A 21,482-nucleotide genomic window follows, 5' to 3' on the forward strand; every position below is an offset into this window, starting at 1 on the left:
GCGGTGTAACCGCAGAGCCAAGCCCCGCGCCCCACAGATGCGGTGCGCGTCATCGATTTACCGGGTCAGCACGAGATCGATGACGCGCTGCGTCCGAGCGTGATCACGCACCGTCAGCGGTGAGCTGCTGCTGCTTCCGCCAGCGGATACCCGCCTCGATGAAGCTGTCCAGCTCGCCGTCGAAGACCGCGGACGGATTGCCCGTCTCCTGCTCGGTACGCAGATCCTTCACCATCTGATAAGGGTGCAGGACGTACGACCGCATCTGGTCGCCCCACGACCCGGCGGCGTCGGTCTTCAGGCCCGCCATCTTGGCCTGCTCCTCCTGCCGCTTGCGCTCCAGCAGCCGGGCCTGGAGCACCCGCAGCGCGGAGGCCTTGTTCTGCAGCTGGGACTTCTCGTTCTGGCAGGTGACCACGATGCCGGTCGGAATGTGGGTGATCCGGACCGCCGAGTCGGTCGTGTTGACGCTCTGCCCACCCGGACCCGAGGAGCGGTAGACGTCGATCCGCATCTCGTTCTCGGGGATGTCGATGTGGTCGGTCTGCTCCACCACCGGCAGCACCTCGACGCCGGCGAAGCTGGTCTGCCGACGGCCCTGGTTGTCGAACGGGCTGATTCGCACCAGCCGGTGGGTGCCGGACTCCACGCTGAGCGTGCCGAAGGCGTAGGGCACCTTGACCGTGAACGTGGCCGACTTCAGGCCCGCCTCCTCGGCGTACGACGTCTCGTAGACCTCGGTCGGGTAGCCGTGGCGCTCCGCCCAGCGCAGGTACATCCGCAGCAGCATCTCGGCGAAGTCCGCCGCGTCCACGCCGCCGGCCCCGGCCCGGATCGCCACCAGCGCCTCCCGGGAGTCGTACTCGCCGGAGAGCAGCGTGCGGACCTCCATCTCCTGGATGGCCTTGGTCAGCCCGGTGATCTCCGACTCGACCTCGGTCAGCGCGCCCGGGTCGGACTCCGCCTGGGCCAGCTCCAGCAGCACCCCGGCGTCGTCGAGGCGGGAGCGCAGGTCGCCCAGCCGGCCGATCTCGCCGTTGACGTACGACAGCTGCGACGTCACCGCCTGCGCCTTGGCCTGGTCGTCCCAGAGGTCGGGCGCGGAGGCCTCCTGCTCCAGGCGGGCCTTCTGCTCACGCAACTTGTCGAGGTCGAGCACGGCCTCGATGTTGCGCAACGTGGCGTCGAGTTCCTTGAGCTGTTCGGCGTAATCGGCAGCGGTCACGACAGACAACAGTACTGCGTCGGTCCGTCAACCTCGCGCAGGTGGTCAGCCGACCGGTGCGGTCTTCAGCCAGGACAGCGCCGCCCGGTGGTAGGCGACGGCGAACTCGAGCGCGCTGGCGTCGTAGCTGTCGCCCTCCTTCTTCGCGTTCTTGACCTGCTCCCGCACCGCCGCCAGCGCCTCGGTGTGGTATTCGTTCGCCGACGCGAACAGGTTCTTCAGCTGGCTCGACGAGTGCAGGTTGCCGAAGGCCATCCGTAGCGCGATCGGGTTACGGATGGTGTCCTTGCCGGGATTCTCCGCCAACCAGCGGGAGAATGTCCGTTTCCCGGCCGCCGTGAGCGCGTACGGCTGGCTCATCCGCGGCCCGGGCTTGCCGAGCCGCACCAGACCCTTCTCGGCCAGGACCGGAAGTTCCCGGTAGACCTGGCTGCGGGTCATCGACCAGTACGGCGCCAGCCGGCGCTCGGCAGCGGCCATCAACTGACCGCCAGTCATCGGGCCGTCGTGCAGCAGACCCAGCAGGGCCGCCGCCGTCGGGTTGACTCCGGATTCCGCCATGCCCTCTAAGCTGCCACTTTGTCGGCTCTGGCGTCCAGGATTTGCCGTTTTCGCCACTCCTAGGCGGTCCGAAGTGCACTGTCGGGTAGGGAAAGGGCCCGCCTCGCGGTCGAGACGGGCCCCTTCCGCACCCGTCAGCCCATGTGCGGGTAGGTGTGGTCGGTCGGCGGGACGAACGTCTCCTTGATCGTCCGGGGCGACGTCCAGCGGACCAGGTTGTGCCAGGAGCCGGCCTTGTCGTTGGTGCCGCTGGCCCGGGCGCCACCGAACGGCTGCTGCCCGACCACCGCGCCGGTCGGCTTGTCGTTGATGTAGAAGTTGCCGGCCGCGTACCGCATCTTCTCCGCCACCTGGTCGACCACCCGGCGGTCGTTCGCGAAGATCGACCCGGTCAGCGCGTACGGGGCGATCGACTCGGCCTGGGCGACCACCTCGTCGAAGCGGGCGTCGTCGAAGACGTGCACGCCGAGGATCGGGCCGAAGTACTCGGTGGTGAACGTCTCGTGCGCGGCGTCCGAGCACTCGAAGAGCGTCGGCCGGACGAAGTATCCGACCGAGTCGTCGGCGGTGCCGCCGGCCAGCACCCGGCAGCTGTCGTCGCCCTTGATCAGCTCCAGCGCGGCGGTGTGCCGGCCGAACGCCTTGTCGTCGATGACCGCGCCGCCGAAGTTGCCGAAGTCGGTCACGTCGCCGTAGGTGAGCGCGTCGGCGGAGGCGGCGAGCCGGTCCCGCAGGCCACCCTCCCAGATCGACCGCGGCACGTACGCCCGGGAGGCGGCCGAGCACTTCTGCCCCTGGTATTCGTAGGCGCCGCGCAGCAGCGCGGTGTGCAGCGCGTCCACGTCGGCGCTCGTGTGCGCGACCACGAAGTCCTTGCCGCCGGTCTCGCCGACCAGTCGGGGGTAGCCCCGGTAGCGGCCGATGTTGTCGCCGACGGTCCGCCACAGCTGCTGGAAGACCTTGGTGGAGCCGGTGAAGTGGATGCCGGCCAGGTCCGGGTCGGCGAGCACCACGTCGGAGACCTCCTCGCCGCGCCCGGTGACCATGTTGATCACGCCGGGCGGCAGGCCGGCCGCCTCGAACAACCGCATGGTGAAGTGCGCGGCGAACTGCTGGGTCGGGCCCGGCTTCCAGACCACCGTGTTGCCGAGCATGGCCGGCGCGGACGGCAGGTTGCCGGCGATCGCGGTGAAGTTGAACGGGGTGACCGCGTAGACGAAGCCCTCCAGCGGCCGGTGGTCGAAGCGGTTCCACACGCCGGCCGAGGACATCGGCTGCTCGGCCAGGAGCCGGCGCGCGAAGTGCACGTTGAACCGGAGGAAGTCGATCAGCTCGCAGGCGGCGTCGATCTCGGCCTGCACCGCGGTCTTGGACTGGCCGAGCATGGTGGCCGCGTTGAGCGTGTCGCGCCACGGGCCGGCGAGCAGGTCGGCGGCGCGCAGGAAGATCGCCGCCCGCTCCTCGAACGGCAGCGCCCGCCACATCGGCGCGGCGTCCTTGGCCGCCTGGACCGCGGCCCGCGCGTCGTCGTGGGTGGCGTGCCCGGTGACGCCGAGCACGTGCGCGTGCTTGTGCGGCTGGACCACGTCGATCGACTCGCCGCCGGCCATCCGCTGCTCGCCGGCGATGGTCATCGGCAGCTCGATCCGCTCGGCGGCCAGCTCGCCCAGCCGCCGCTGGAGCCGCTCCCGGTCGGCGCTGCCGGGCTCGTAGGTGTGGACCGGCTCGTTGCGCGGCTCGGGGACGGAGAAGACGGCGTCCATCACAGGCTCCTGTGCGATCTCGACGGCGATGGCGAAACCGGACCCGCGGGCACCGGCCGGGCGGCCGGGTGCCGGACACCGCGCGGCGGACCGGTCGCGGCGGCGGGACCTGCGCCGATTGTTTCACGCGGCCGGACCCGCGACCCCGGCTCCCCGGGGTGCCGCGCGGCACAACGAACGGAACCCCGTCTCCGGACCTTCGGCCGGCCCTCCTCACACCCGACGAAACATCGGCCGCACGCTCACCAGATCAGCGATTCTTCGGCGCTCATCGGCCAGTCGACGGGCCGACCCGGCCGAGGCACCACCTCGGCGAGGTGGTGTCGATCAAGGCGGGCCCAGCGGACCGGCCGCCCGCCCGGGAGGGCGCGCCGCGGCGCGTACGCTGGGTGGCCGGTGACCGGCGTCCGTCGAAAGGGAGACGATGAGCAACCAGCCCGGCAGCTCCACGGCCGCGGAACCGGACCGGCCCGAGGCCGTCGAGCCGCCCGCCACCGACCAGGCCACGCCGGCGACCGGCCGACCGGAGTACGCGCCGGGCGCGCTGCCGCTGGCCGTGCTCGCGCTCGCCTGGCTGGTGGCCATGCTCTGGTCCACCCGGGAGGCGATCACCTCGACCGCCGCCGGCGTCACCGCGATCAGCCTCTCCGCCTACGCGCTCCCCGGCGTGATCACCGCGGCGTTGGTCACCGGCGCGGCGGTCGCGCTGGCCGCCACCAACCGGCTCGGCCGCGCCTCACTGCGCTTCCTGGCCACCGTCGGCACCGGGCTGCTGGTCGGGCTCGCCGCCGCGGTGGCGATCAACCTGACGTACGCGGACAACGCCACCACCAACACCATCGCCGGCACCACGGCGGCGGCCGCGATCATCGGCGGGGCGACGGCCGGGGCGCGTCAGGCGCGGGTGGTGGCCGGGATCGCCGCCGCCACGCTCGCCGCGCAGCTCTTCGTGGTGCTGTTCAGCCGGGCCCGGGACCCGCTCTCCGAGCTGTTCGGCGCCGGCGAGACGCAGCAGTCGGTGCTCGACGCCGCCAAGTGGGTGTCCCGCACCGAGTCGCTGCTCGCCGGCCTGCTCGCCGGCCTGGTCGCCTACCTCTACCTCGCCTGGTCGCGCCGTCGGGCCGAGCGCCGCGACGGCGCGGCCACGCCGCTGCGCTGGCCCGCGTACCTGGTGGCCGGCGCCGGGGCCGGGCTGCTCCTGCTGCTCACCGAGGTGATCATCCGGATCGGTGGGCGCGGGCTGCTCGACCTGGCCGCCGCGCTCAGCGAGGCCGACCAGGTGGCGCAGACCGCGCTCGGCACCTCGCGGGTGGACAACGGGATCTGGGTGCTCTTCGTGGGCGCGCTCACCACGCTCATCGCCTTCGGCCGCACGCTCGGCCCGCGCCCCGACGCCGACGACGCGGAGGACGAGCCGGCGACCTGAGCCGCTCGGCTCAGCCGACCTCGCGCAGCAGGAGGTCCAGCTCGGTCACGTCGTACCACTCCAGTTCGTGGTCCTCGACGGCGTCGACGGTGAACTGGGCGTCCGGGTCGCCGGCCTGCGCCTCCGCCGCCACGTCGACGGCGGCGGCCACGTCCTCGGCCGCCTCCGCGCCGTCCACGTGGATCGCCGCGACGGACGCCACCGGCACCGGCCCGACCGGGCGGACCAGGCTGGAGCCCAACTCGCCGTCGCCCCGGCCGACCGCGCGGGACGGCAGGTCGGCCGAGATCACCACCCGCCGCCGGGGCGCGGCGGGATCGGCCCGCAGCAGCAGCAGCGCGTCCTGGGCGGCCCGGGTGAAGGCCACGTACTCCAACTCCTCCTCGTCGCCCTCGGCGTACCACTCGCGCAGCTCCGGCGTGACGGCGTGCGCCGCCGCCACGGTCAGGCCGTCGTCGCGCAGCCGGGCGAGCATCGGCACGGTCCCCGGCAGGTACACCCGGACAAGCTCGTCGGTCACCGGTCTCTCCCCGCACTCTCCGCCGTCCGCCGGCGGGCGCCGGCTCCGGGCGCCGATCATGCCGTACGCCGTGACCGTCATACACCCCGCACCGGTCCAGGAGAAGCCTCCGGCCGGTGTGTCCGCCGAGGCGGGCCTGGGCGGTGTCGCGCCCTGATGGCAAACTGAGGCAAACGAAGCCAACCTCGGGAGTCACCGTGGAGTCGAGATTCCTGCTGCTGTCCGACGTCGCCGCCGAGCTGAACGTCTCGGACTCGCAGGTCTACCACATGGTGCGCAGCGGTGAGCTGCCCGCGATCAAGATCGGCGGCCGGGGGCAGTGGCGGGTCGAGCGCGCTCGGCTGGAGGAGTACATCGAGCGCAAGTATGCCGAGACGGCGGAGTGGGTCCGCGGCAACCCGCTCGGCGAGCGCGACGTGGAGTGACCCCACGCTGACCGTCGGCCATTGACGCCCGCGGTTGCCGTGCCGGAAGATGAGGATCCGTCACAGGCAAACAAAGGCAAACGCAAGGATACGAGGGCTGACATGGTCGACACCCGCCGTCCCCGGTCACCGCGCCCACCGGTCCGTCTCCGGCCCGCCCCACCGCTCGACCCGCCCTGCACGGACGAGGACCCGGTCTGGGGTCATGCCGGTCAGCTCACCCTCGACCTGCTCGACCACCGTCGCCAAGACCCCGGGCGCCCCGCCGACCGCCCCGCCGACCGCTCTCCCGGGTGGCCCCGCTGGTCCGCCTCGGGCGCGCCCCGCACCGTCCTGGGCGAGGGCGGCACGTCCCGCGGTGTCCCGGGCGAGGGCGGCACGCCCCGCGGTGCCCCGGGCGAGGGCGGCACGCCCCGCGGTGCCCCGGGCGAGGGCGGCGCGCGCCCCCGGGGCGGCACGCTCCGCGACGCCGCCGTGAGCGGGGACGGTGTCGGGTGGCCGCCCGCGGCCGGGCCACCACCGTCCGCCCTCGCCACCGCCACGCCCGAGGCCACACGCGCGGCCCACCGGTTCATGCGCACGTTCCTGGAGATCGTCAACGGCTTCCGGCCGCCCGGGCAACTCCGGTCGCTCTGCCTGCCCGAGGTCGCCGCCCAGGTGTCCGCCGAGCTGACCCGGGCGTCCCGCCGGGTGGCTCCGGTCCGCCGCCGCAGCGCCCGGCCGGTCCTGCTCCTACTCCGGCTGCGCGCCTGCGAGCCCCGGACCGGAGCGGTCGAGGCCACCGCCGTGTTCGCCGGCGCCGGCGGCACCAGTTGGGCCATCGCCCTGCGCCTGGAACACCGCCGCGGCAACTGGCTCTGCCTCGTCCTGGACGTGCTCTGACCCCGCCCCCGACGCCGTGATCATGAGGTTGACGGCAGTGTCGATCTCCATTGTTGCCGCCAATCTCATGATCACCCCCGCTTCCGCTCCCCTGCCCGCCCATCGGGCCGCTCATCGGGGTTGATCAAGGAGTTGGCGTCGGAGTTGATCTCTGCGGCGACGCCAACTCCTTGATCAACCGCCGGTTCCGCACGGCCGCACGGGCGGTCGCGGGGGTCGTGTCGGGAGCGTCTCCCCAAGGGGGTCGCCCGACAGCCGGGTGTACGTCATGGGTGTCCACCCGGCCATGACACACCCATGCCGTTCCACTCACGGTCAGAATGGCACCCGAGTGGAACACCATGGGTGTCTGCCGGGCCGTGACACACCCATGCCGTTCCACTCAGGCGCCGGGTGGGACGAGGTGGGACGCCGACGGGCCCCGGCCGGTGGCCGGGGCCCGTCGGGCGACGCGCTGGAGGTCAGTTGCCGCCGTTGGGCGAACCGTGGCAGCGCTTGTACTTGCGGCCGGAGCCGCACGGGCAGGGCGCGTTCCGGGACGGGCCCTCACCGCCGTCGACCTGGGGCGACGCGGCCCGTCGGGCGCTGCTCGCGGCGACCGCCTGGCCACTGGCCCCGGCCGGCGCCCGGCGCGGCCCGGAGGCGGCGGGACGCTCCGACGGCTGGCCGATGCCCAGCGCCGGCGCCTGCTGCTCGACCCGCTCGATCACCGGAGCGCCGCGACCGGCCTCCCCGTCGACGGCCGGCGCGGAGTATTGCAGGCCCTGCTGCTGCGGCGTGCGGTTGAGACCCTTGGCCCGGATCTCCACCGGCTTCTCCAGCAGCTGCACCTCCTCCTCCGCCTCCGGCTCGGCCTCCTCGACCTGCACGTCCAGGTTGTAGAGGAAGCCGACCGTCTCCTCCTTGATGCCGTCCATCATGGTGGCGAACATGTCGAAGCCCTCGCGCTGGTACTCGATGACCGGGTCGCGCTGGGCGTACGCCCGCAGGCTGATGCCCTCCTGGAGGTAGTCCATCTCGTACAGGTGCTCGCGCCACTTGCGGTCGATCACCTGGAGCAGGACCATCCGCTCCAGCTGGCGGACCGCCTCCTCACCGAGCTGCTCCTCCCGCCGGTCGTACGCGGCGTTCGCGTCCTCCTTGAGGCGGGCGAGCAGGAAGTCCTGGTCGAGGCCGGCGCGGGAGCCGACCTCCTCCTCCAGCTCCTCGACCGTGATGCCGACCGGGTAGAGCTGCTTCAGGCTGGACCAGAGCTGGTCGAGGTCCCAGTCCTCCGCGTAGCCGTCGCTCGTCGCGCCGACCACGTACGCGCCGACCACGTCGTCGATCATGTTGCGGACCTGGTCGGAGAGGTCCTCGCCGTTGAGCACCCGGAGACGCTCGGCGTAGACCACCTGGCGCTGCTTGTTCAGCACCTCGTCGTACTTCAGGACGTTCTTCCGGATCTCGGCGTTCTGCCCCTCGATCTGGGCCTGCGCGCTCTTGATCTGGCGGGTGACCATCTTCGACTCGATGGGCACGTCCTCCGGGATGTTGAAGCGGTCCATCACCGCCTCGACCGCACCGGCCCGGAACCGCTTCATCAGCTCGTCCTGCAGCGACAGGTAGAAGCGGGACTCGCCCGGGTCGCCCTGCCGGCCGGCGCGACCGCGCAGCTGGTTGTCGATCCGCCGGGACTCGTGCCGCTCGGTGCCGAGCACGTAGAGCCCGCCGACGGCGGCGACCTCCTCCGCCTCGGCGTCGCAGGCCTGCTTCCAGGTCGGCAGGATCTCCTCGAGCGCCTTGGCGTACTCCTCCGGCTGCTCGACCGGGTCGAGGCCGCGCTGGCGCAGCTCGTTGGCGGCGAGGAACTCGGGGTTGCCGCCGAGCAGGATGTCGGTGCCCCGGCCGGCCATGTTGGTGGCGACCGTGACCCCGCCCTTGCGCCCGGCCTGGGCGACGATCTCCGCCTCCTTGGCGTGGAACTTCGCGTTCAACACCGAGTGCGGGATGCCGCGGCGGCGCAGCATGTGCGACAGGATCTCAGAGTTCTCCACCGAGACGGTGCCGACCAGCACCGGCTGGCCCTGCTCGTGCCGCTCGGCGATGTCCTCGACGACGGCGTTGAACTTGGCCTTCTCGGTCTTGTAGATGACGTCGGGCCGGTCCATCCGGACCATCGGCCGGTGCGTCGGGATGGTCACGACGCCGACCTTGTAGACCTTGTTGAACTCGCCCGCCTCGGTCTGGGCCGTACCGGTCATGCCGGAGAGCTTCTCGTAGAGGCGGAAGTAGTTCTGGAGGGTGATGGTGGCCAGGGTCTGGTTCTCCTGCTTGATCTCCACCCCCTCCTTGGCCTCGATCGCCTGGTGCATGCCCTCGTTGTAGCGGCGGCCGTGCAGGATGCGGCCGGTGAACTCGTCGACGATCAGGACCTCGCCGTCGCTGACGATGTAGTCCTTGTCGCGCTTGTAGAGCTCCTTGGCCTTGATCGCGTTGTTGAGGTAGCCGACCAGCGGCGTGTTCACCGACTCGTAGAGGTTGTCGATGCCGAGCCGGTCCTCGACCCGGGCCACCCCGCGCTCGGTCACCGCGATGGTGCGCTTGGCGTGGTCGACCTCGTAGTCGCCCTCACCGTCGGTGCCGGGCTGGAGGCGGGCCACCACGGTGGCGAACTCCTGGTACCACCGGGCGGAGTGTTCGGCCGGGCCGGAGATGATCAGCGGGGTGCGAGCCTCGTCGATGAGGATCGAGTCGACCTCGTCGACGACCGCGAAGAAGTGGCCGCGCTGGACCAGTTCCTCCTTCGACCAGGCCATGTTGTCGCGCAGGTAGTCGAAGCCGAACTCGTTGTTGGTGCCGTAGGTGATGTCGCACTCGTAGGCCGCGCGGTGCTCGGTGGCGGGCCGGTTGGGCAGCACCACGCCGACGTCGAGCCCGAGGAACTCGTGCACCCGGCCCATCCAGGCGGCGTCCCGCTCGGCCAGGTAGTCGTTCACGGTGATCACGTGCACGCCCTTGCCGGCGAGCGCGTTCAGGTAGACCGGCATGACCGAGGTGAGCGTCTTGCCCTCACCGGTCTTCATCTCGGCGATGTTGCCGAAGTGCAGCGCCGCGCCCCCCATCACCTGGACGTCGTAGGGCCGCTGGCCGAGCACCCGCGAGGCGGCCTCGCGGCACACCGCGAACGCCTCCGGCAGCAGGTCGTCGAGGGTCTCGCCGTCGGCGAGCCGCTCCCTGAACTGGTCGGTCATGCCGCGCAGCTCGTCGTCGCTGAGGTTGACGTAGTCGTCCTCGATCGAGTTGACGGCGGCCGCGATGGCCTTCAGCCGACGCACCATGCGGCCCTCGCCGGCGCGAAGGACCTTTTCCAGAATCGACACGGATCAACGCTCCCCTAGACGGTCTCGAACCATCGTAGGCGCTCCGGCGCGGCGATGGTCACTGGTGGCGGCGGTCCGGACCCGCGAACCCGACATAACGCCGCGACCGTGTGCCCGGCGGCCGCAAATCGGGTTACGCCGTCCGCGAACGATCCGGCACCATGGCTCGGATGGAGCCTGTGGAGATCGTCGAGGACGGGCTGTTGCTGCGCCCCTGGCGGGCGGCGGACGCCGACGAGGTGCACCGCGCCTGCCAGGACCCGGACATCCAGCGCTGGACCACCGTACCTCGCCCGTACCTGCCCGAACACGCCCTCGCGTTCGTGACCACGATCAGCGCGACGGCGTGGGCGCAGGACACCGGGGCGCCGTTCGCGGTCTGCGACGCCGACACCGGGGAGTTGCTCGCCTCGTGCGGCCTGGTCTCGGTCGACCGCGCGCTGGACTCGGCCGAGGTGGGCTACTGGACCGCGCCGTGGGCCCGCGGGCGTGGCGTCGCGGTGCGCGCCACCCGGGCCGTCGCCCGCTGGGCGTTCGACGCGCTCAAGCTGCGCCGGCTGACCTGGCAGGCCGAGATCGGCAACCACGCCTCCCGGTTGGTCGCGCTGCGCGCCGGCTTCCGCGTGGAGGGCGAGCTGCGGCTGGCCCACCCCGCCGACGGGGGCCGGCCGGACGGGTGGATCGGCTCCCTCCTCCCGACCGACCTGGCCGCGCCGGGCGATCCGGTGCCGTTCGGCCCGGCCACGCTCCAGGCCCGGCGGGCGGCGGTCTTCGGTCGACCGCAGCCCGTCCTGTTCGCCACCGCCGGCGACACCGAGCTGAGGCTGCGCGCGCTGGAGGAGAAGGACCTGACCGCGGTCACCCGCACCTGCCAGGACGAGGAGACGGTGCGCTGGACCACGGTGCCGCACCCGTACCGGCCCGAACACGCCGAGGGCTACCTGCGGGACCTGGTGCGGCCGGCGTGGGCCCGGGGCACCGCGGCGATGTTCGCGGTGGCCGACGCGGAGGACGACTACGTCGCCTCGCTCGACCTGCGGATCTTCGCCGCCGACCCGCTGGTGGCCGACGTCGGCTTCATGACCGCGCCGCACGCCCGGGGTCGGGGCTTTCTGCCGGCCGCGCTCATCGCGCTCTGCGCCTGGGGCTTCACCACGCTCGGCCTGGCCCGCGTCGAGTGGCGGGCCAACGTCGGCAACACCGCGTCCCGCCGGGCCGCCGAGAAGGCCGGCTTCACCGTCGAGGGCACGCTGCGCGGCGGCATCCAGCACCGCGGCGAGCGGCAGGACGTGTGGGTGGGCGGGCTGCTGCCGCAGGACCTCAGGTGATCCCCGAGACGATCGAGGCGTACGGGGTACGCCTGCGGCGGACCGGGCCGGCCGACGTGCCGGACCTGGTGGCCGGCTGCGCCGACCCGGAGACCCGGCGGTTCCTGCCGGCCCTGCCCGACGAGTACGACGCGGACAGCGCCCGGTGGTGGATCACCGAGGGCGAGCCGGCCGTGTGGGCCGCCGGCGGCTGCGCGTACGCGATCGCCGACCCGGAAACCGACCGGCTGCTCGGCGGCATCGGGCTGACCCGGCTCGCCGTGGCGCGGGCGGACTTCGAGATCGGCTACTGGGTGGTGCCGTGGGCCCGTGGGCGGGGCGTGGCGACCGCCGCCACCCGGGCACTCGGCGAGCGCGCCTTCGCCGCCGGCGCGGCCCGGCTGGAACTGCTCACCCACCGGGAGAACGAGGCGAGCCAACGGGCCGCGCTGGCCTGCGGCTACCGGCACGAGGGGGTCCGTCGGGCGGCGAGCGCGGCACGCGACGGCGTACGCCACGACCTGGTGGCCTGGGTGCGGCTGGCCGACGACCCGCCCGGGCCGACCGCCCGGCTGCTGCCGGACCTGCCCGGCGGCCGGCTCACCGACGGTGTGGTGACGCTGCGCCGGCTGGAGCCGGCGGACGTCGATGCGCTGCACCGGCTGCACACGCTGCCGGAGGTGGTGGCGAACCGGGTGCCGCCGGTGCCGCCGGACCGGGAGTCGATCGCGCGACGCTGCCGGCTGGCGGCCGGCTACTGGCTGGCCGGCGACGCCGCCGACCTGGCGATCCTGGACGCGGCCACCGGCGTGCTGGTCGGCGGCTGCGCCCTGGGGTACGACGAGCCGGCCATCGGCCAGGCCACGCTGGGCTACAGCGTGCTGCCCGAGGCCCGCGGTCGGGGGCTGGCCACCCGCGCGGTCCGGTTGCTCGCCGGCTGGGCGTTCGACGTCGGAGTGGCCCGGCTCTGGGCCGGCACCCGGGTGGAGAACGTCGCCTCCCAGCGGGTGCTGGAACGGGCCGGCTTCCGGCGGGAGGGGGTGCTGCGCGGGCGGATGCCCGGCGTGGACGGCGCCCGCACCGACTCGGTGGTCTTCGGCCGGCTGGCCTCGGACCGGGACTGAGCGGGGCCCCCGCGAGCGGGTGGGGGCCCCGGATCAGGGTCAACGGGTCAGGTGTCGAGCGAGATGATGCCGTAGTCGTAGGCGCGGCGGCGGTAGACCACACTCGGGCGGCCGGACTCCTTGTCCAGGAACAGGTAGAAGTCGTGGCCGACCAGCTCCATCTGGAACAACGCGTCGTCGACGGTCATGGGTTCGGCGGGGTGGACCTTCTCCCGGGCGATGTGCCACGGCTGGTCGTCGGGCTCCTCGTGACCGCTCTGGTCGGGACGGTCGGCCACGGCAGTGGCCGTGCCGTGCCCGTTGAGCGACGCCAGCCCCGGCCCGTCGAGGTCGGCCACCGGCAGGCCGGCGGTCGCGGCGGCCACCGAGAGCGGCGCGTGCCGCCCGCGGTGCACCCGGCGGCGGTCGGCCGCCCGACGGAAACGGGTGTCCAGCTTGGCGATGGCGGCGTCGAGCGCGCTGTAGAAGTCGTTCGTGCAGGCCTCGGCCCGGATCACCGGGCCGCGCGTGACGCAGGTGATCTCCACCCGCTGGCAGTGGTCGGCCTGGCGCGGATTGCGCTCGTGGAACAACTCCACATCCACGCGAATGAGCTTGTGGTCGTAGCGTTCGATCTTTGCGAGTTTCTCGGCTACGTGCACCCGGTAATGGTCCGGCACTTCGACGTTACGGCCCTTGACCACGATGTCCACGTGACCTCCCTTGTTCGGACGGTCGTTCGGTCCGGATCGTCCGGTCGACGCGCCTGGGAGAGCTCCGCTCGGCGTCGACCGGTGGTGTTCGGCTACGCCTCCTTCCAGTGCCGGGGGAAGGTTGGCATCCTCACTACCCCCGACACCGAAACGCTAACTCCTGTTCGGCCGGCAGTCACCCCCGGTTGCCGAGAGCGGTCGCGAAATTTAACACCTCATACACCATGGGGTGAAAGGGATGCACGAAGCGTCACCATCGCCGCCGCTTTTGCGTTGCCGCGAGCACCGCCGCGACCTTTGGCGTCATTCCCGCGCCGCGCAATTTCCGGCTCGCCGCCGCCAGCGTGGCACCGGTGGTGACGATGTCGTCGAGCAGCACCACGGTTCCCGCCGACGCCGCCGACGCCGGCCGGCGCAGCCGGAACGCCGACTCCGCCGCCGCGGCCCGGCCGGCGCTGTCCAGCGCCACCGAGTCCGGCCGGGGCGACGCCCGCAGCGGCCGCCGCACATGCACCTGCCAGCCGGCCGCGCGCAGCCGCGCCGCGGCCGGACGCACCATCCGCTCCAGGTGGTCGCCGTACCGCGCCCGCGCCGCCCGGGCGGTGTCCGGCACCCACACCAGGGTCACCGGGCCGGGCTGCTGCCCCACCGCCACGGCCACCACCTCGGCCAGCAACGCGCCCAGCGGCCGGGCCAGCCCGTGCCGGCCCCGTTCCTTGTACGCCAGCAGTCCCTCGCGCAGCGCCCCGGCGTACGGGCCGAGGGCGACGCAGGGCGGCAGGTCGGGGGGCGCCGGATCGGGGCGGGTCGGCCCGGGGCGCAACGACTCCAGCTCGTCCACGCAGCGCGGGCAGAAGCCCTGCCGCAGCCCCGGTGCGCACGCCGCGCAGCCGGCGCACCCGGTCGGCAGCACCAGATCGGTCAGGTCCGAGAAGAGCCCGCCCAGATCCGGCACCGGAGCCTCAGTAGAGGAAGAAGGGCGCGGTCGGGTTGACCACCCGGCTGCCCGCCGGCAGGTCCAGCACCTGCTGGCGCTTGATGAACCCGAACGGGTTGTTCTGGTAGGCCGCGCCGTTCGCCTCGTACATGAACGAGAACGCCGGCAGCCCGCGGTCCCCGCTGCCCGGATACCCGGCGAGCTGGGTCACCACCGCCGAACCGATGTCGTTCTTGAGCGGGGAGTCGAAGACACCGTCGACGCTCACCTGGTGGATGACCGGACGCCGGTCCGGGTCGTTGCCGGCGAGAACCAGTTGGTCCTCCGAGATCCAGTCGGCGGCCGTGACGCCGGTCAGCACCGTCGGCAGCCGACGCGGTTGGCCCAGGCTGACCACGCCACCGTCGACGTTCACCGGCGCGACGTAGACCGCGCCGCCGCTCACCAGCGTGATCCGGTGACCGTCGAGGGACCCGGCCACCGCCACCACCTTCCCGGCCACGTTGAGCGGGACCGGGCTGAGCCCGGCCGCCCCGTCGAACCGGTAGAGCTTGCCGTCCGCCGCCACCAGACCCGCCGGGTGGGCCCCGTCCAGCGAGCGCAGCCAGGTGGGTCGACTCATCGTGCCGAACGTCGCCGCGTTGCTGTTGAACACCGCCACCGGATCGAGGCCGGTGCCCACCTTGAGCCGGAGGCGCCGGTCCGGCCCGGTCACCACCATCGCGGCGAGCACCTGCTCGTCGGCGTGGGCGATCGACGCGGACACCACGTTGCGGTTCTCCGTGGCCAGGAGCGGCACCGAGCCCCGCCGCTCACTGGCGAGCGCGAGAGGATGGATGACGCCGTCGTAGACGCTGAACCGCGTCGGATCCACCCCACGCGGGTAGGCGTCGTGCTCGGTGCGCTCCCGCGCCAGGTCGACGCTGAACCGCTTCTGGTTCTGGATCTTCAGGTCGAGCTGGCCGGTCAGCCCCGGCAGCGACCACGCCAGCTGGGTGCCGAGCCGGGCCAACCGCTCCTCGTTGGCCCCGGGCATGTCCAGGTTGACCTCCCACTGGGAGTTCCCGCCGGTGGCGTTGTTGATCGGCCGGGTCCGGTCGGGCAGCCCGGTCACCCCGGGCCTCAGCCAGTCGGACGGGCCGCCGGCCAGCCACTTCACCACCTCGGTGACGAGGCGTTCGGCCGGCACCGCAGGCAGGTAGCGCAGGTCGGGCACCAGACGGGTCTGGTCCGAGTTCCAGAAGTAGACCTTGTGCTGGCGGTAGAACTCACGCAACGCCGAGTCGCTGGTCAACAGCACGTTCGGCAGCCGAGTGATCAACAACCCGCTGCCGGGAGGCTCGGCGCGGCGCAGCTCGAAGACGTACTCAGTCTCGGTGGCCTCCGGCGGACCGAGCGTGCCGTCGGCGCCCAGCACCCCGATCTGCTGCACCTTGAGCCGGACCGTGCTGGTGCCCTCGTTGTTCAGCGGGGTGCTCTCCTTCGCCCGCAGCCGCACCACGGTCAGCTCGATCTCGCTGGTCTGCGGCTTGCCCGGGAGCTGGTTCCGGGCCTCGCCGGCGAGGAACGTGCGCGCCCGCGCGTAGGCCTGGTCCCGCTCCCCGGCGGCGGCCGCCCGCAGGTAGTTCTCGATGAACGGCACGGGCTCGTCGCTGTCGGTCGGCGCCGGCGGCGAGGCCGGGGGCCCGTTGAGCGAGCCGGGCTCGGCGACCGGCACCGAGCCGTCGACCTGGACGTCGGTCTCGGCCGGGATGCCACAGCCGGCCGGGAACAGCAGCACGCCGGCCAGCAGCCCGACCACCAGGCGCCGCACTCGCCGGCCCGGCCCGCTCCTCGCGCTCATGGTCGGACCTCCGCGGGCTCGGTGTCGGCGGGACCGATGGCCAGCGCCCCCGCGCCGCTGCCCGGGCCGATGGCGAGCAGGCCGCCGTCACGCGGCCCGCCGAACGGCAGGGTGGCGTCGGCCGGCACCAGTCGCAGCGGCGAGGTGGTGAGCCGGTCGCCGGCCCGGGCCGGCAGGGTCAGCCGGAACTGGGCGCCCTGCCCCGGCGCGCCCCACGCCTCCAGCCAGCCGCCGTGCAGCCGGGCATCCTCCAGGCTGATCGACAACCCGAGGCCGGTGCCACCGGTCTGTCGGGCCCGGGACGGGTCGGCCCGCCAGAACCGGTTGAAGACCAGCTTCTCCTCGCCCGGCTTCAGGCCGACGCCGTGGTCCCGCACGGTGACCGCCACCGCGCTCTGGTCCATCCCCAGGGTGATCCGCACCGGCTTGGCCTCGCCGTGCTCGACCGCGTTGCCGACCAGGTTGCGCAGCACCCGCTCGACCCGGCGCGGGTCGACCTCGGCGATCACCGGCGTGCCCGGCAGGTCCAGCTCGATGGCGACCCCGACCCGCTCGGCCAGCCCGGCCAGCCGCTCGGTCACCCGGTGCACCACCGGCACCAGATCGGTGGGCTCGCTGTCCAGCACCGCGAAGCCGGCGTCGAACCGGCTGATCTCCAGCAGGTCGGTGAGCAGCTCCTCGAACCGGTCCAGCTCGGCCTGGAGCAGCTCGGCGCTGCGGGCCACCGCCGGCTCGAACCCGTCGCGCTCGGTGAAGATCAGGTCGGCCGCCATCCGCACCGTGGTCAACGGGGTACGCAGCTCGTGCGAGACGTCCGAGGTGAACCGGCGTTGCAGGCGGGACATCTCCTCCAGCCGGAGGATCTGCCGTTGCAGGTTGGTCGCCATCTGGTTGAACGAGGCGGCGAGCAGGGCCAGGTCGTCCTCGCCGGAGACCACCATGCGCTGGTCGAGCAGCCCGGCGGAGAGCCGCTGGGCGGTGCGCGCGGCGACCCGGACCGGGGTCACCACCAGGCGGGTGACGAGGGCGGCCAGCAGCCCGAGCAGGAGCACCAGGGCCACGCCGGTGGCCACCACCGTGGCGCGGGCGTCGGCCGCCGTGGCGTCCTGCCGGGCCAGGGGTACGAGGTAGTAGAGCTCGACCTGCCCGAACTTGGTCGGCACCGGGGAGCCGTAGACCAGGTATTTCGTGCGCTCCCCGCCGAGCGCGCCGGTGCGGATCCGGTGGGCCACCTTGCCGGACGCCACGGCGCTCCGCAGCTCGTCGCCGATCACCGACCGGACCGGCACGTCCGGTGACACCCGCGGCTCGATGAACTCGGCGAAGTTGTCGGCGGTGATCGCCACCACCACGCCGCTGGTCTGCGCCGGGTCACCGCCGGCCAGGTAGTTGACCGTGCCGTCGATGGTGTCCTGGAGCTGGGCCTCCTGCGGCTGGCTGTAGAGGTTGAACTGCTTCGCGGCGTACTCGCTGCCGTTGTTCAGCCGCAACCGGACGTCGGTCTGGGCATTCTCCAGCAGGATGTTGGTGATCTTGTCGGCGATCAGGTAGGCGAAACCGCCCACCAGCAGACTCGACGCCACCAGCGTGATGGTGACCACGCGGACCTGGAGCGACCGCCGCCAGGCCTGGCGCACGCCCGCGACGAACCGGACCGACCGGCCGACCAGGTCGCGCCGGAGCGCCCGCACGGCGTGCAGCCGGCGGGACGCGTGAGTCGGCGGGTCGGGCAGCGAGGCGGTCACCACAGTGCTGCCCAGGTTATCCGGTGCCCGCCTTGTAGCCCACGCCCCGAACGGTGAGGATGATTTCGGGTCGCTCCGGGTCCGGCTCGATCTTGGCGCGCAGCCGCTGCACGTGCACGTTGACCAGCCGGGTGTCGGCGGCGTGCCTGTAGCCCCACACCTGCTCCAGCAGCACCTCGCGGGTGAAGACCTGGCGCGGCTTGCGGGCGAGCGCGACCAGCAGGTCGAACTCGAGCGGCGTCAGCTTCACCTCCTCGGCGTCCCGGCTGACCGTGTGCGCCGGCACGTCGATGGTGATCTGGTTGCCGGGCGGGCCGATGGTGAGCAGCTCCGGCGCGACGTCCTCGCCGCGCCGCAACCGGGCCCGCATCCGGGCCACCAGCTCCTTGGGCTTGAACGGCTTGACCACGTAGTCGTCGGCGCCGGACTCCAGCCCCAGCACCACGTCGACGGTGTCGCTCTTGGCGGTCAGCATCACGATGGGCACGCCGGACTCGGCCCGGATCGCCCGGGCCACGTCGATGCCGCTCATGCCGGGCAGCATCAGGTCCAGCAGGACGATGTCGGGCCGGCTGTCGCGGAACGCGGCCAATGCCCGTTCTCCGTCGGCGACGAAGGACGGCACGAAGCCCTCGCTGCGCAGCACGATGCCGAGCATCTCGGCAAGGGCGGGGTCGTCGTCGACCACGAGTACGCGGGCTCTCATGGGGTTTATCGTTCCATCCCCGTTCAGTCGGAGGTCGGAGTCTTTCCGGCACGGTAGCGCCGAGCGCGCCCGTGCACCACAGCCGGCGGCGCGCCCGGACGGCGTGGCGCGCCTCGGCGGACGGGTCCACCGGATGCGGACCCGCCGTGCAACCATGATCCCCCGGGTGTCGCCCCGCCCGCCACCTCTGCCCCGCCGCCCAGGAGAACGCGTGTCCGACGCCGGCCCGACCGCGGTGCTCCCGCGCCGCCCGCTGACCGTCGGCGAGCTGCTGGACGCCGCCGTCCTGCTCCTGCGTGACCAGGCCCGGGTGCTCCTTCCGCTGGCCCTCCCGCTGGCGCTGGCCGAGCAGGTCCTGCTCCACCCGGTGCGGATGCTGGCCGGCGCCCACCCGCCGGGCTGGTGGCCGGGCGGCTGGGCCGGCGGTGAGCCGCGCCTCGGCTGGTACTGGCTGCTGCTCGCGGTCGGCGCCGCCACCGAAGCCATGATCATCGCGTTGCTGGGCAATCCGGCCGCGCGTGGCGGCGGCGCGGCGCTGCTCGGCCGCCGCCTCGCGCCGTCGGAGCTGCTGCGCGCCGCCCGCCCGGGCGCGACAGTGCTCGCCGCGGTCACGGTCGGGCTGATCGTCGGCCTCGCCGGGCTGGCCGGCCCCGCCTGGTTCGTGGCGTACGGGCTGCTCGGCCTGGTGGTGCCGGTGCTGATGCTCGACGGGGTGCCGGCACACCGGGCCCCGGGGCGGGCGGTCCGGCTCGCCGGCCGGGTCGGCGGGCGCGCCGGCGCCGTCCGGCTGCTCGGCTACCTGGGCTGGTGGCTGGTCCGGGTGGGCATCGGGTTGGGTGTCCCCTACGGTCTCGGGCTGCTGGGCCTGTTCGACGTGTCGGCCTGGGCGCTGCCGGTGGCGGTCGCCGCGCAGGCGGCGGTGAACACGCTCGCCTACCCGGCGCTGGCCTGCCTGGACGCGGTGCTGCACCTGGAGACCCGGATCCGCACCGAGGGGTTGGACATCCGGCTCTCCCGCGCGCCGGCCGGCGTACCGGAGCCCGTGCTGCTGGCGGCCCGGCGGTGAGCCGGTGGTGGACCGAGACGGTCGCCGCGCTCGGTGATGTGGTGCCCCTGCCGCTGGCCGCGTTGCTGCTCCTGGCCGCCGCGCTGCTCGCCGCCCTGGCCTGGTATTCCTTCCCGGCCTGGGTGCCGCGCCGGCTGCCCCGGTTCACGCTGCCCCGGTTCCGCCGGCCCCGGCTGCCCCGGTTCCGGTTCCGGCTGCCCCGGTTCCGGCGACCTCGCCCGCGCCGGCCCACCCGCCGACGCCGGACGGACCTGCCGGCGGCGCGCGTGCCCGCCCCCCGGGAGGCGCCGGCCGACCCGGTCGACCACCCCGCCACGGCCGACCGGCTGGCCGCCGAGGGCCGCTACGCCGAGGCGGTCCGGGAACGGCTGCGCGAGATGGTCCGGCTCCTGGTCACCCGGCAGCTGGTGGAGCCGCGGGCCGGGCTCACCGTCACCGAGGTGACCGAGGCCGCGGCGCGGAACCGGCCGACGCTGCGGCCGACCCTGCACGCCGCCGGCACCATCTTCTCCGACCTCTGGTACGCCCGACGCCCCGCCACCGCCGGGCACGACCAGCGGATGCGCGCCCTCGCCGCCGACCTGCGGCGTGAGCTGACCGGCGAGGAGGAATCGCGGTGACCGCGACTCCGGCGTCGACGCGCCGCCGCTGGCCTCGGATCCTGATCCCGCTCGGGCTGGGCCTGCTGCTGGTCGTGACCACCCTGGTCCTGCACGAGGTGGACCAGCCCGACGCGGACGAACGCGGCTTCCTCTCCCCGGTGGCCACCGACGACGACGGAGGCAGCCGCCTCGCCGAGGCGCTGGCGGCGCAGGGGGTGTCGGCGAGCCGGGCGACCGACACGGCCGCCGCGCTGCGCACCGCCGGGGCCACGCCGAGCACGCTGTTCGTGCCGGCGCCCGAGTTGCTGCGGCCGGACAGTCTGGCCGTCCTGACCGCGTTGCCGCCCGGCAGCCGGCTGGTGCTGGTCGAGCCGTCCCGCCGCGCGCTCGTGGAGCTGGGCGCGCCGGCCGAACCGACCGACCGACGCTGGGCCGCCCGGGCCCTGCCGCCGGACGCCGACGAGGCGTCGTGCCGGCTGCCCGAGGCGGTGCGCGCCGGCACCGCCGCGGTCGACCGCCAGCGGTACGCCGGGCCGGACCGCGCCGACCGCTGCTACGGCGGCGCGCTGCTGCGGATCCCCGGCGGCACGGAGATCGTGCTGGTCGGCGCCAGCGACCCGTTCCGCAACGACCGGATCGACGAGTGGGGCAACCGGGCCCTCGCCACCGGCCTGCTCGGCAGCGGCGGTCGACCGGTGGTGTGGCTGGACCTGCCCGCGCCCGAACCCGAGCCGACCCGCCCGAGCCCGTCGCCGACCCGAGAGGTCGAGGGCGCGCCCGCGCCGAGCGGGACCGCCCAGGCACGCCCCGAGCGGACGGATCCGCCGCCGGGCGTCGACAACCCGCTGTGGGGCGCGTTCCCGACCTGGTTCTGGGCGATCCTGGCGCAGCTCGCCGTGGCCGGGCTGCTGGTGGTCCTCTGGCGGGCCCGCCGGCTCGGGCCACCGGTGGCGGAGCCGCTGCCGGTGGCCGTCCGGTCCGCCGAGACGGTTCGCGGCCGGGCCCGGCTCTACCGGCGGGCGGGCGCGCGGGACACCGTCGCCGCGACGCTGCGGGACGCCGCGCTGGGCCGCATCCTGCCCCGGCTCAACCTTCCGCCGGACACCCCGGACGAGGAGGTGGCGGTCCGGGTCGCGGCCGGCACCGGCGGCGACCCGGAACGGGTGGCCGAGCTGCTGCACGGCCCCGCCCCGGACAACGACCGGGAGCTGCTGGAGCTGGCCCGTGAGCTGGACACGTTGACCCGTACCCTGGCCCCGCATCCGAGCGAAGGAGAACCCCGGTGACCGGACCCGT

Annotated in this window: 18 protein-coding genes; 8 read left to right on the plus strand and 10 right to left on the minus strand. The window is 73.4% G+C overall.

The features are described from left to right. Window positions 1-103: 103 nt before the first annotated feature. From prfB to pruA, 3 genes are all read right to left on the minus strand, one after another. The gene (prfB, locus tag GA0070213_RS08510) at window positions 104-1,225 is read right to left on the minus strand and encodes a peptide chain release factor 2 (protein WP_091060274.1); all 1,122 of its coding nucleotides are present in this window, start codon (window positions 1,223-1,225) and stop codon (window positions 104-106) included. Window positions 1,226-1,270: 45 nt separating this feature from the next. Beyond that, window positions 1,271-1,786, minus strand: coding sequence for a PadR family transcriptional regulator (locus tag GA0070213_RS08515; RefSeq protein ID WP_091060277.1), 516 nt, complete (start codon window positions 1,784-1,786; stop codon window positions 1,271-1,273). 134 nt (window positions 1,787-1,920) lie between these two features. After that, the gene (pruA, locus tag GA0070213_RS08520) at window positions 1,921-3,549 is read right to left on the minus strand and encodes an L-glutamate gamma-semialdehyde dehydrogenase (protein ID WP_091060280.1); all 1,629 of its coding nucleotides are present in this window, start codon (window positions 3,547-3,549) and stop codon (window positions 1,921-1,923) included. 424 nt (window positions 3,550-3,973) lie between these two features. Here pruA and GA0070213_RS08525 point away from each other — a divergent pair, with 424 nt between their 5' ends. Next, window positions 3,974-4,975, plus strand: coding sequence for a hypothetical protein (locus tag GA0070213_RS08525; RefSeq protein ID WP_091060284.1), 1,002 nt, complete (start codon window positions 3,974-3,976; stop codon window positions 4,973-4,975). A 10-nt stretch (window positions 4,976-4,985) separates the two neighbouring features. Here GA0070213_RS08525 and GA0070213_RS08530 read toward each other — a convergent pair whose 3' ends face one another. Beyond that, window positions 4,986-5,495 (minus strand): DUF6912 family protein, encoded by a 510-nt coding sequence (locus GA0070213_RS08530; RefSeq protein ID WP_091061459.1) that lies wholly within the window; start codon window positions 5,493-5,495, stop codon window positions 4,986-4,988. A 197-nt stretch (window positions 5,496-5,692) separates the two neighbouring features. On the opposite strand from GA0070213_RS08530, the gene GA0070213_RS08535 reads away from it, so the two are divergent. Continuing rightward, a complete protein-coding gene (locus GA0070213_RS08535) occupies window positions 5,693-5,920 on the plus strand; it encodes a helix-turn-helix domain-containing protein (RefSeq protein WP_091060288.1) in 228 nt (75 codons plus the stop codon). A gap of 102 nt (window positions 5,921-6,022) precedes the next feature. After that, window positions 6,023-6,802, plus strand: a complete 780-nt coding sequence (locus GA0070213_RS32115; RefSeq protein WP_245716315.1) for an Rv3235 family protein — start codon at window positions 6,023-6,025, stop codon at window positions 6,800-6,802. A 461-nt stretch (window positions 6,803-7,263) separates the two neighbouring features. Here GA0070213_RS32115 and secA read toward each other — a convergent pair whose 3' ends face one another. Next, window positions 7,264-10,164, minus strand: coding sequence for a preprotein translocase subunit SecA (gene secA, locus GA0070213_RS08550; protein ID WP_091060292.1), 2,901 nt, complete (start codon window positions 10,162-10,164; stop codon window positions 7,264-7,266). 170 nt (window positions 10,165-10,334) lie between these two features. Between secA and GA0070213_RS08555 the strand changes: the two genes are divergently transcribed. Both GA0070213_RS08555 and GA0070213_RS08560 read left to right on the plus strand, forming a co-directional pair. Continuing rightward, window positions 10,335-11,492 (plus strand): GNAT family N-acetyltransferase, encoded by a 1,158-nt coding sequence (locus GA0070213_RS08555; protein WP_091060297.1) that lies wholly within the window; start codon window positions 10,335-10,337, stop codon window positions 11,490-11,492. Next, on the plus strand, window positions 11,489-12,595 hold the full coding sequence (locus GA0070213_RS08560; RefSeq protein WP_091060301.1) for a GNAT family N-acetyltransferase: 1,107 nt from the start codon (window positions 11,489-11,491) through the stop codon (window positions 12,593-12,595). Before GA0070213_RS08555 ends, GA0070213_RS08560 begins: the two co-directional genes overlap by 4 nt. Window positions 12,596-12,642: 47 nt before the next feature. Here the strand turns inward: GA0070213_RS08560 and hpf are convergent, their stop codons facing one another. From hpf to mtrA, 5 genes are all read right to left on the minus strand, one after another. After that, the gene (gene hpf, locus GA0070213_RS08565; RefSeq protein ID WP_091060305.1) at window positions 12,643-13,287 is read right to left on the minus strand and encodes a ribosome hibernation-promoting factor, HPF/YfiA family; all 645 of its coding nucleotides are present in this window, start codon (window positions 13,285-13,287) and stop codon (window positions 12,643-12,645) included. A 250-nt stretch (window positions 13,288-13,537) separates the two neighbouring features. Then, window positions 13,538-14,200, minus strand: coding sequence for a ComF family protein (locus tag GA0070213_RS08570; RefSeq protein WP_175441287.1), 663 nt, complete (start codon window positions 14,198-14,200; stop codon window positions 13,538-13,540). A gap of 49 nt (window positions 14,201-14,249) precedes the next feature. Continuing rightward, on the minus strand, window positions 14,250-16,067 hold the full coding sequence (locus GA0070213_RS08575) for an LpqB family beta-propeller domain-containing protein (protein ID WP_091060312.1): 1,818 nt from the start codon (window positions 16,065-16,067) through the stop codon (window positions 14,250-14,252). Further along, window positions 16,064-17,758, minus strand: coding sequence for an MtrAB system histidine kinase MtrB (gene mtrB, locus GA0070213_RS08580; protein WP_245716339.1), 1,695 nt, complete (start codon window positions 17,756-17,758; stop codon window positions 16,064-16,066). The genes GA0070213_RS08575 and mtrB overlap by 4 nt, the downstream gene beginning before the upstream one ends. Window positions 17,759-17,828: 70 nt before the next feature. After that, window positions 17,829-18,518 carry an MtrAB system response regulator MtrA gene (gene mtrA / locus GA0070213_RS08585; RefSeq protein WP_091060316.1) on the minus strand — a complete coding sequence of 230 codons (690 nt, stop codon included), beginning with the start codon at window positions 18,516-18,518 and terminating at the stop codon, window positions 17,829-17,831. Between the two features lie 211 nt (window positions 18,519-18,729). Between mtrA and GA0070213_RS08590 the strand changes: the two genes are divergently transcribed. Genes GA0070213_RS08590 through GA0070213_RS08600 form a run of 3 tightly spaced genes read left to right on the plus strand, consistent with a single transcriptional unit; the run spans window position 18,730 to window position 21,472 of the window. Then, a complete protein-coding gene (locus GA0070213_RS08590; RefSeq protein ID WP_091060320.1) occupies window positions 18,730-19,584 on the plus strand; it encodes a hypothetical protein in 855 nt (284 codons plus the stop codon). Continuing rightward, window positions 19,581-20,204, plus strand: coding sequence for a DUF4129 domain-containing protein (locus tag GA0070213_RS08595; RefSeq protein ID WP_091060325.1), 624 nt, complete (start codon window positions 19,581-19,583; stop codon window positions 20,202-20,204). Before GA0070213_RS08590 ends, GA0070213_RS08595 begins: the two co-directional genes overlap by 4 nt. Next, window positions 20,201-21,472 carry a DUF4350 domain-containing protein gene (locus tag GA0070213_RS08600; RefSeq protein WP_245716316.1) on the plus strand — a complete coding sequence of 424 codons (1,272 nt, stop codon included), beginning with the start codon at window positions 20,201-20,203 and terminating at the stop codon, window positions 21,470-21,472. The genes GA0070213_RS08595 and GA0070213_RS08600 overlap by 4 nt, the downstream gene beginning before the upstream one ends. Window positions 21,473-21,482 lie beyond the last annotated feature (10 nt).

This window comes from Micromonospora humi (assembly GCF_900090105.1).
GTDB classification, from domain to species: domain Bacteria; phylum Actinomycetota; class Actinomycetes; order Mycobacteriales; family Micromonosporaceae; genus Micromonospora; species Micromonospora humi.

Coding starts and splice junctions, on each gene's coding strand:
- GA0070213_RS08515 (WP_091060277.1), bottom strand. CDS start 1,786: ATGGCGGAATCCGGAGTCAACCCGACGGCGGCGGCCCTGCTGGGTCTG.
- pruA (WP_091060280.1), bottom strand. CDS start 3,549: ATGGACGCCGTCTTCTCCGTCCCCGAGCCGCGCAACGAGCCGGTCCAC.
- GA0070213_RS08525 (WP_091060284.1), top strand. CDS start 3,974: ATGAGCAACCAGCCCGGCAGCTCCACGGCCGCGGAACCGGACCGGCCC.
- GA0070213_RS32115 (WP_245716315.1), top strand. CDS start 6,023: ATGGTCGACACCCGCCGTCCCCGGTCACCGCGCCCACCGGTCCGTCTC.
- GA0070213_RS08555 (WP_091060297.1), top strand. CDS start 10,335: ATGGAGCCTGTGGAGATCGTCGAGGACGGGCTGTTGCTGCGCCCCTGG.
- GA0070213_RS08575 (WP_091060312.1), bottom strand. CDS start 16,067: ATGAGCGCGAGGAGCGGGCCGGGCCGGCGAGTGCGGCGCCTGGTGGTC.
- mtrA (WP_091060316.1), bottom strand. CDS start 18,518: ATGAGAGCCCGCGTACTCGTGGTCGACGACGACCCCGCCCTTGCCGAG.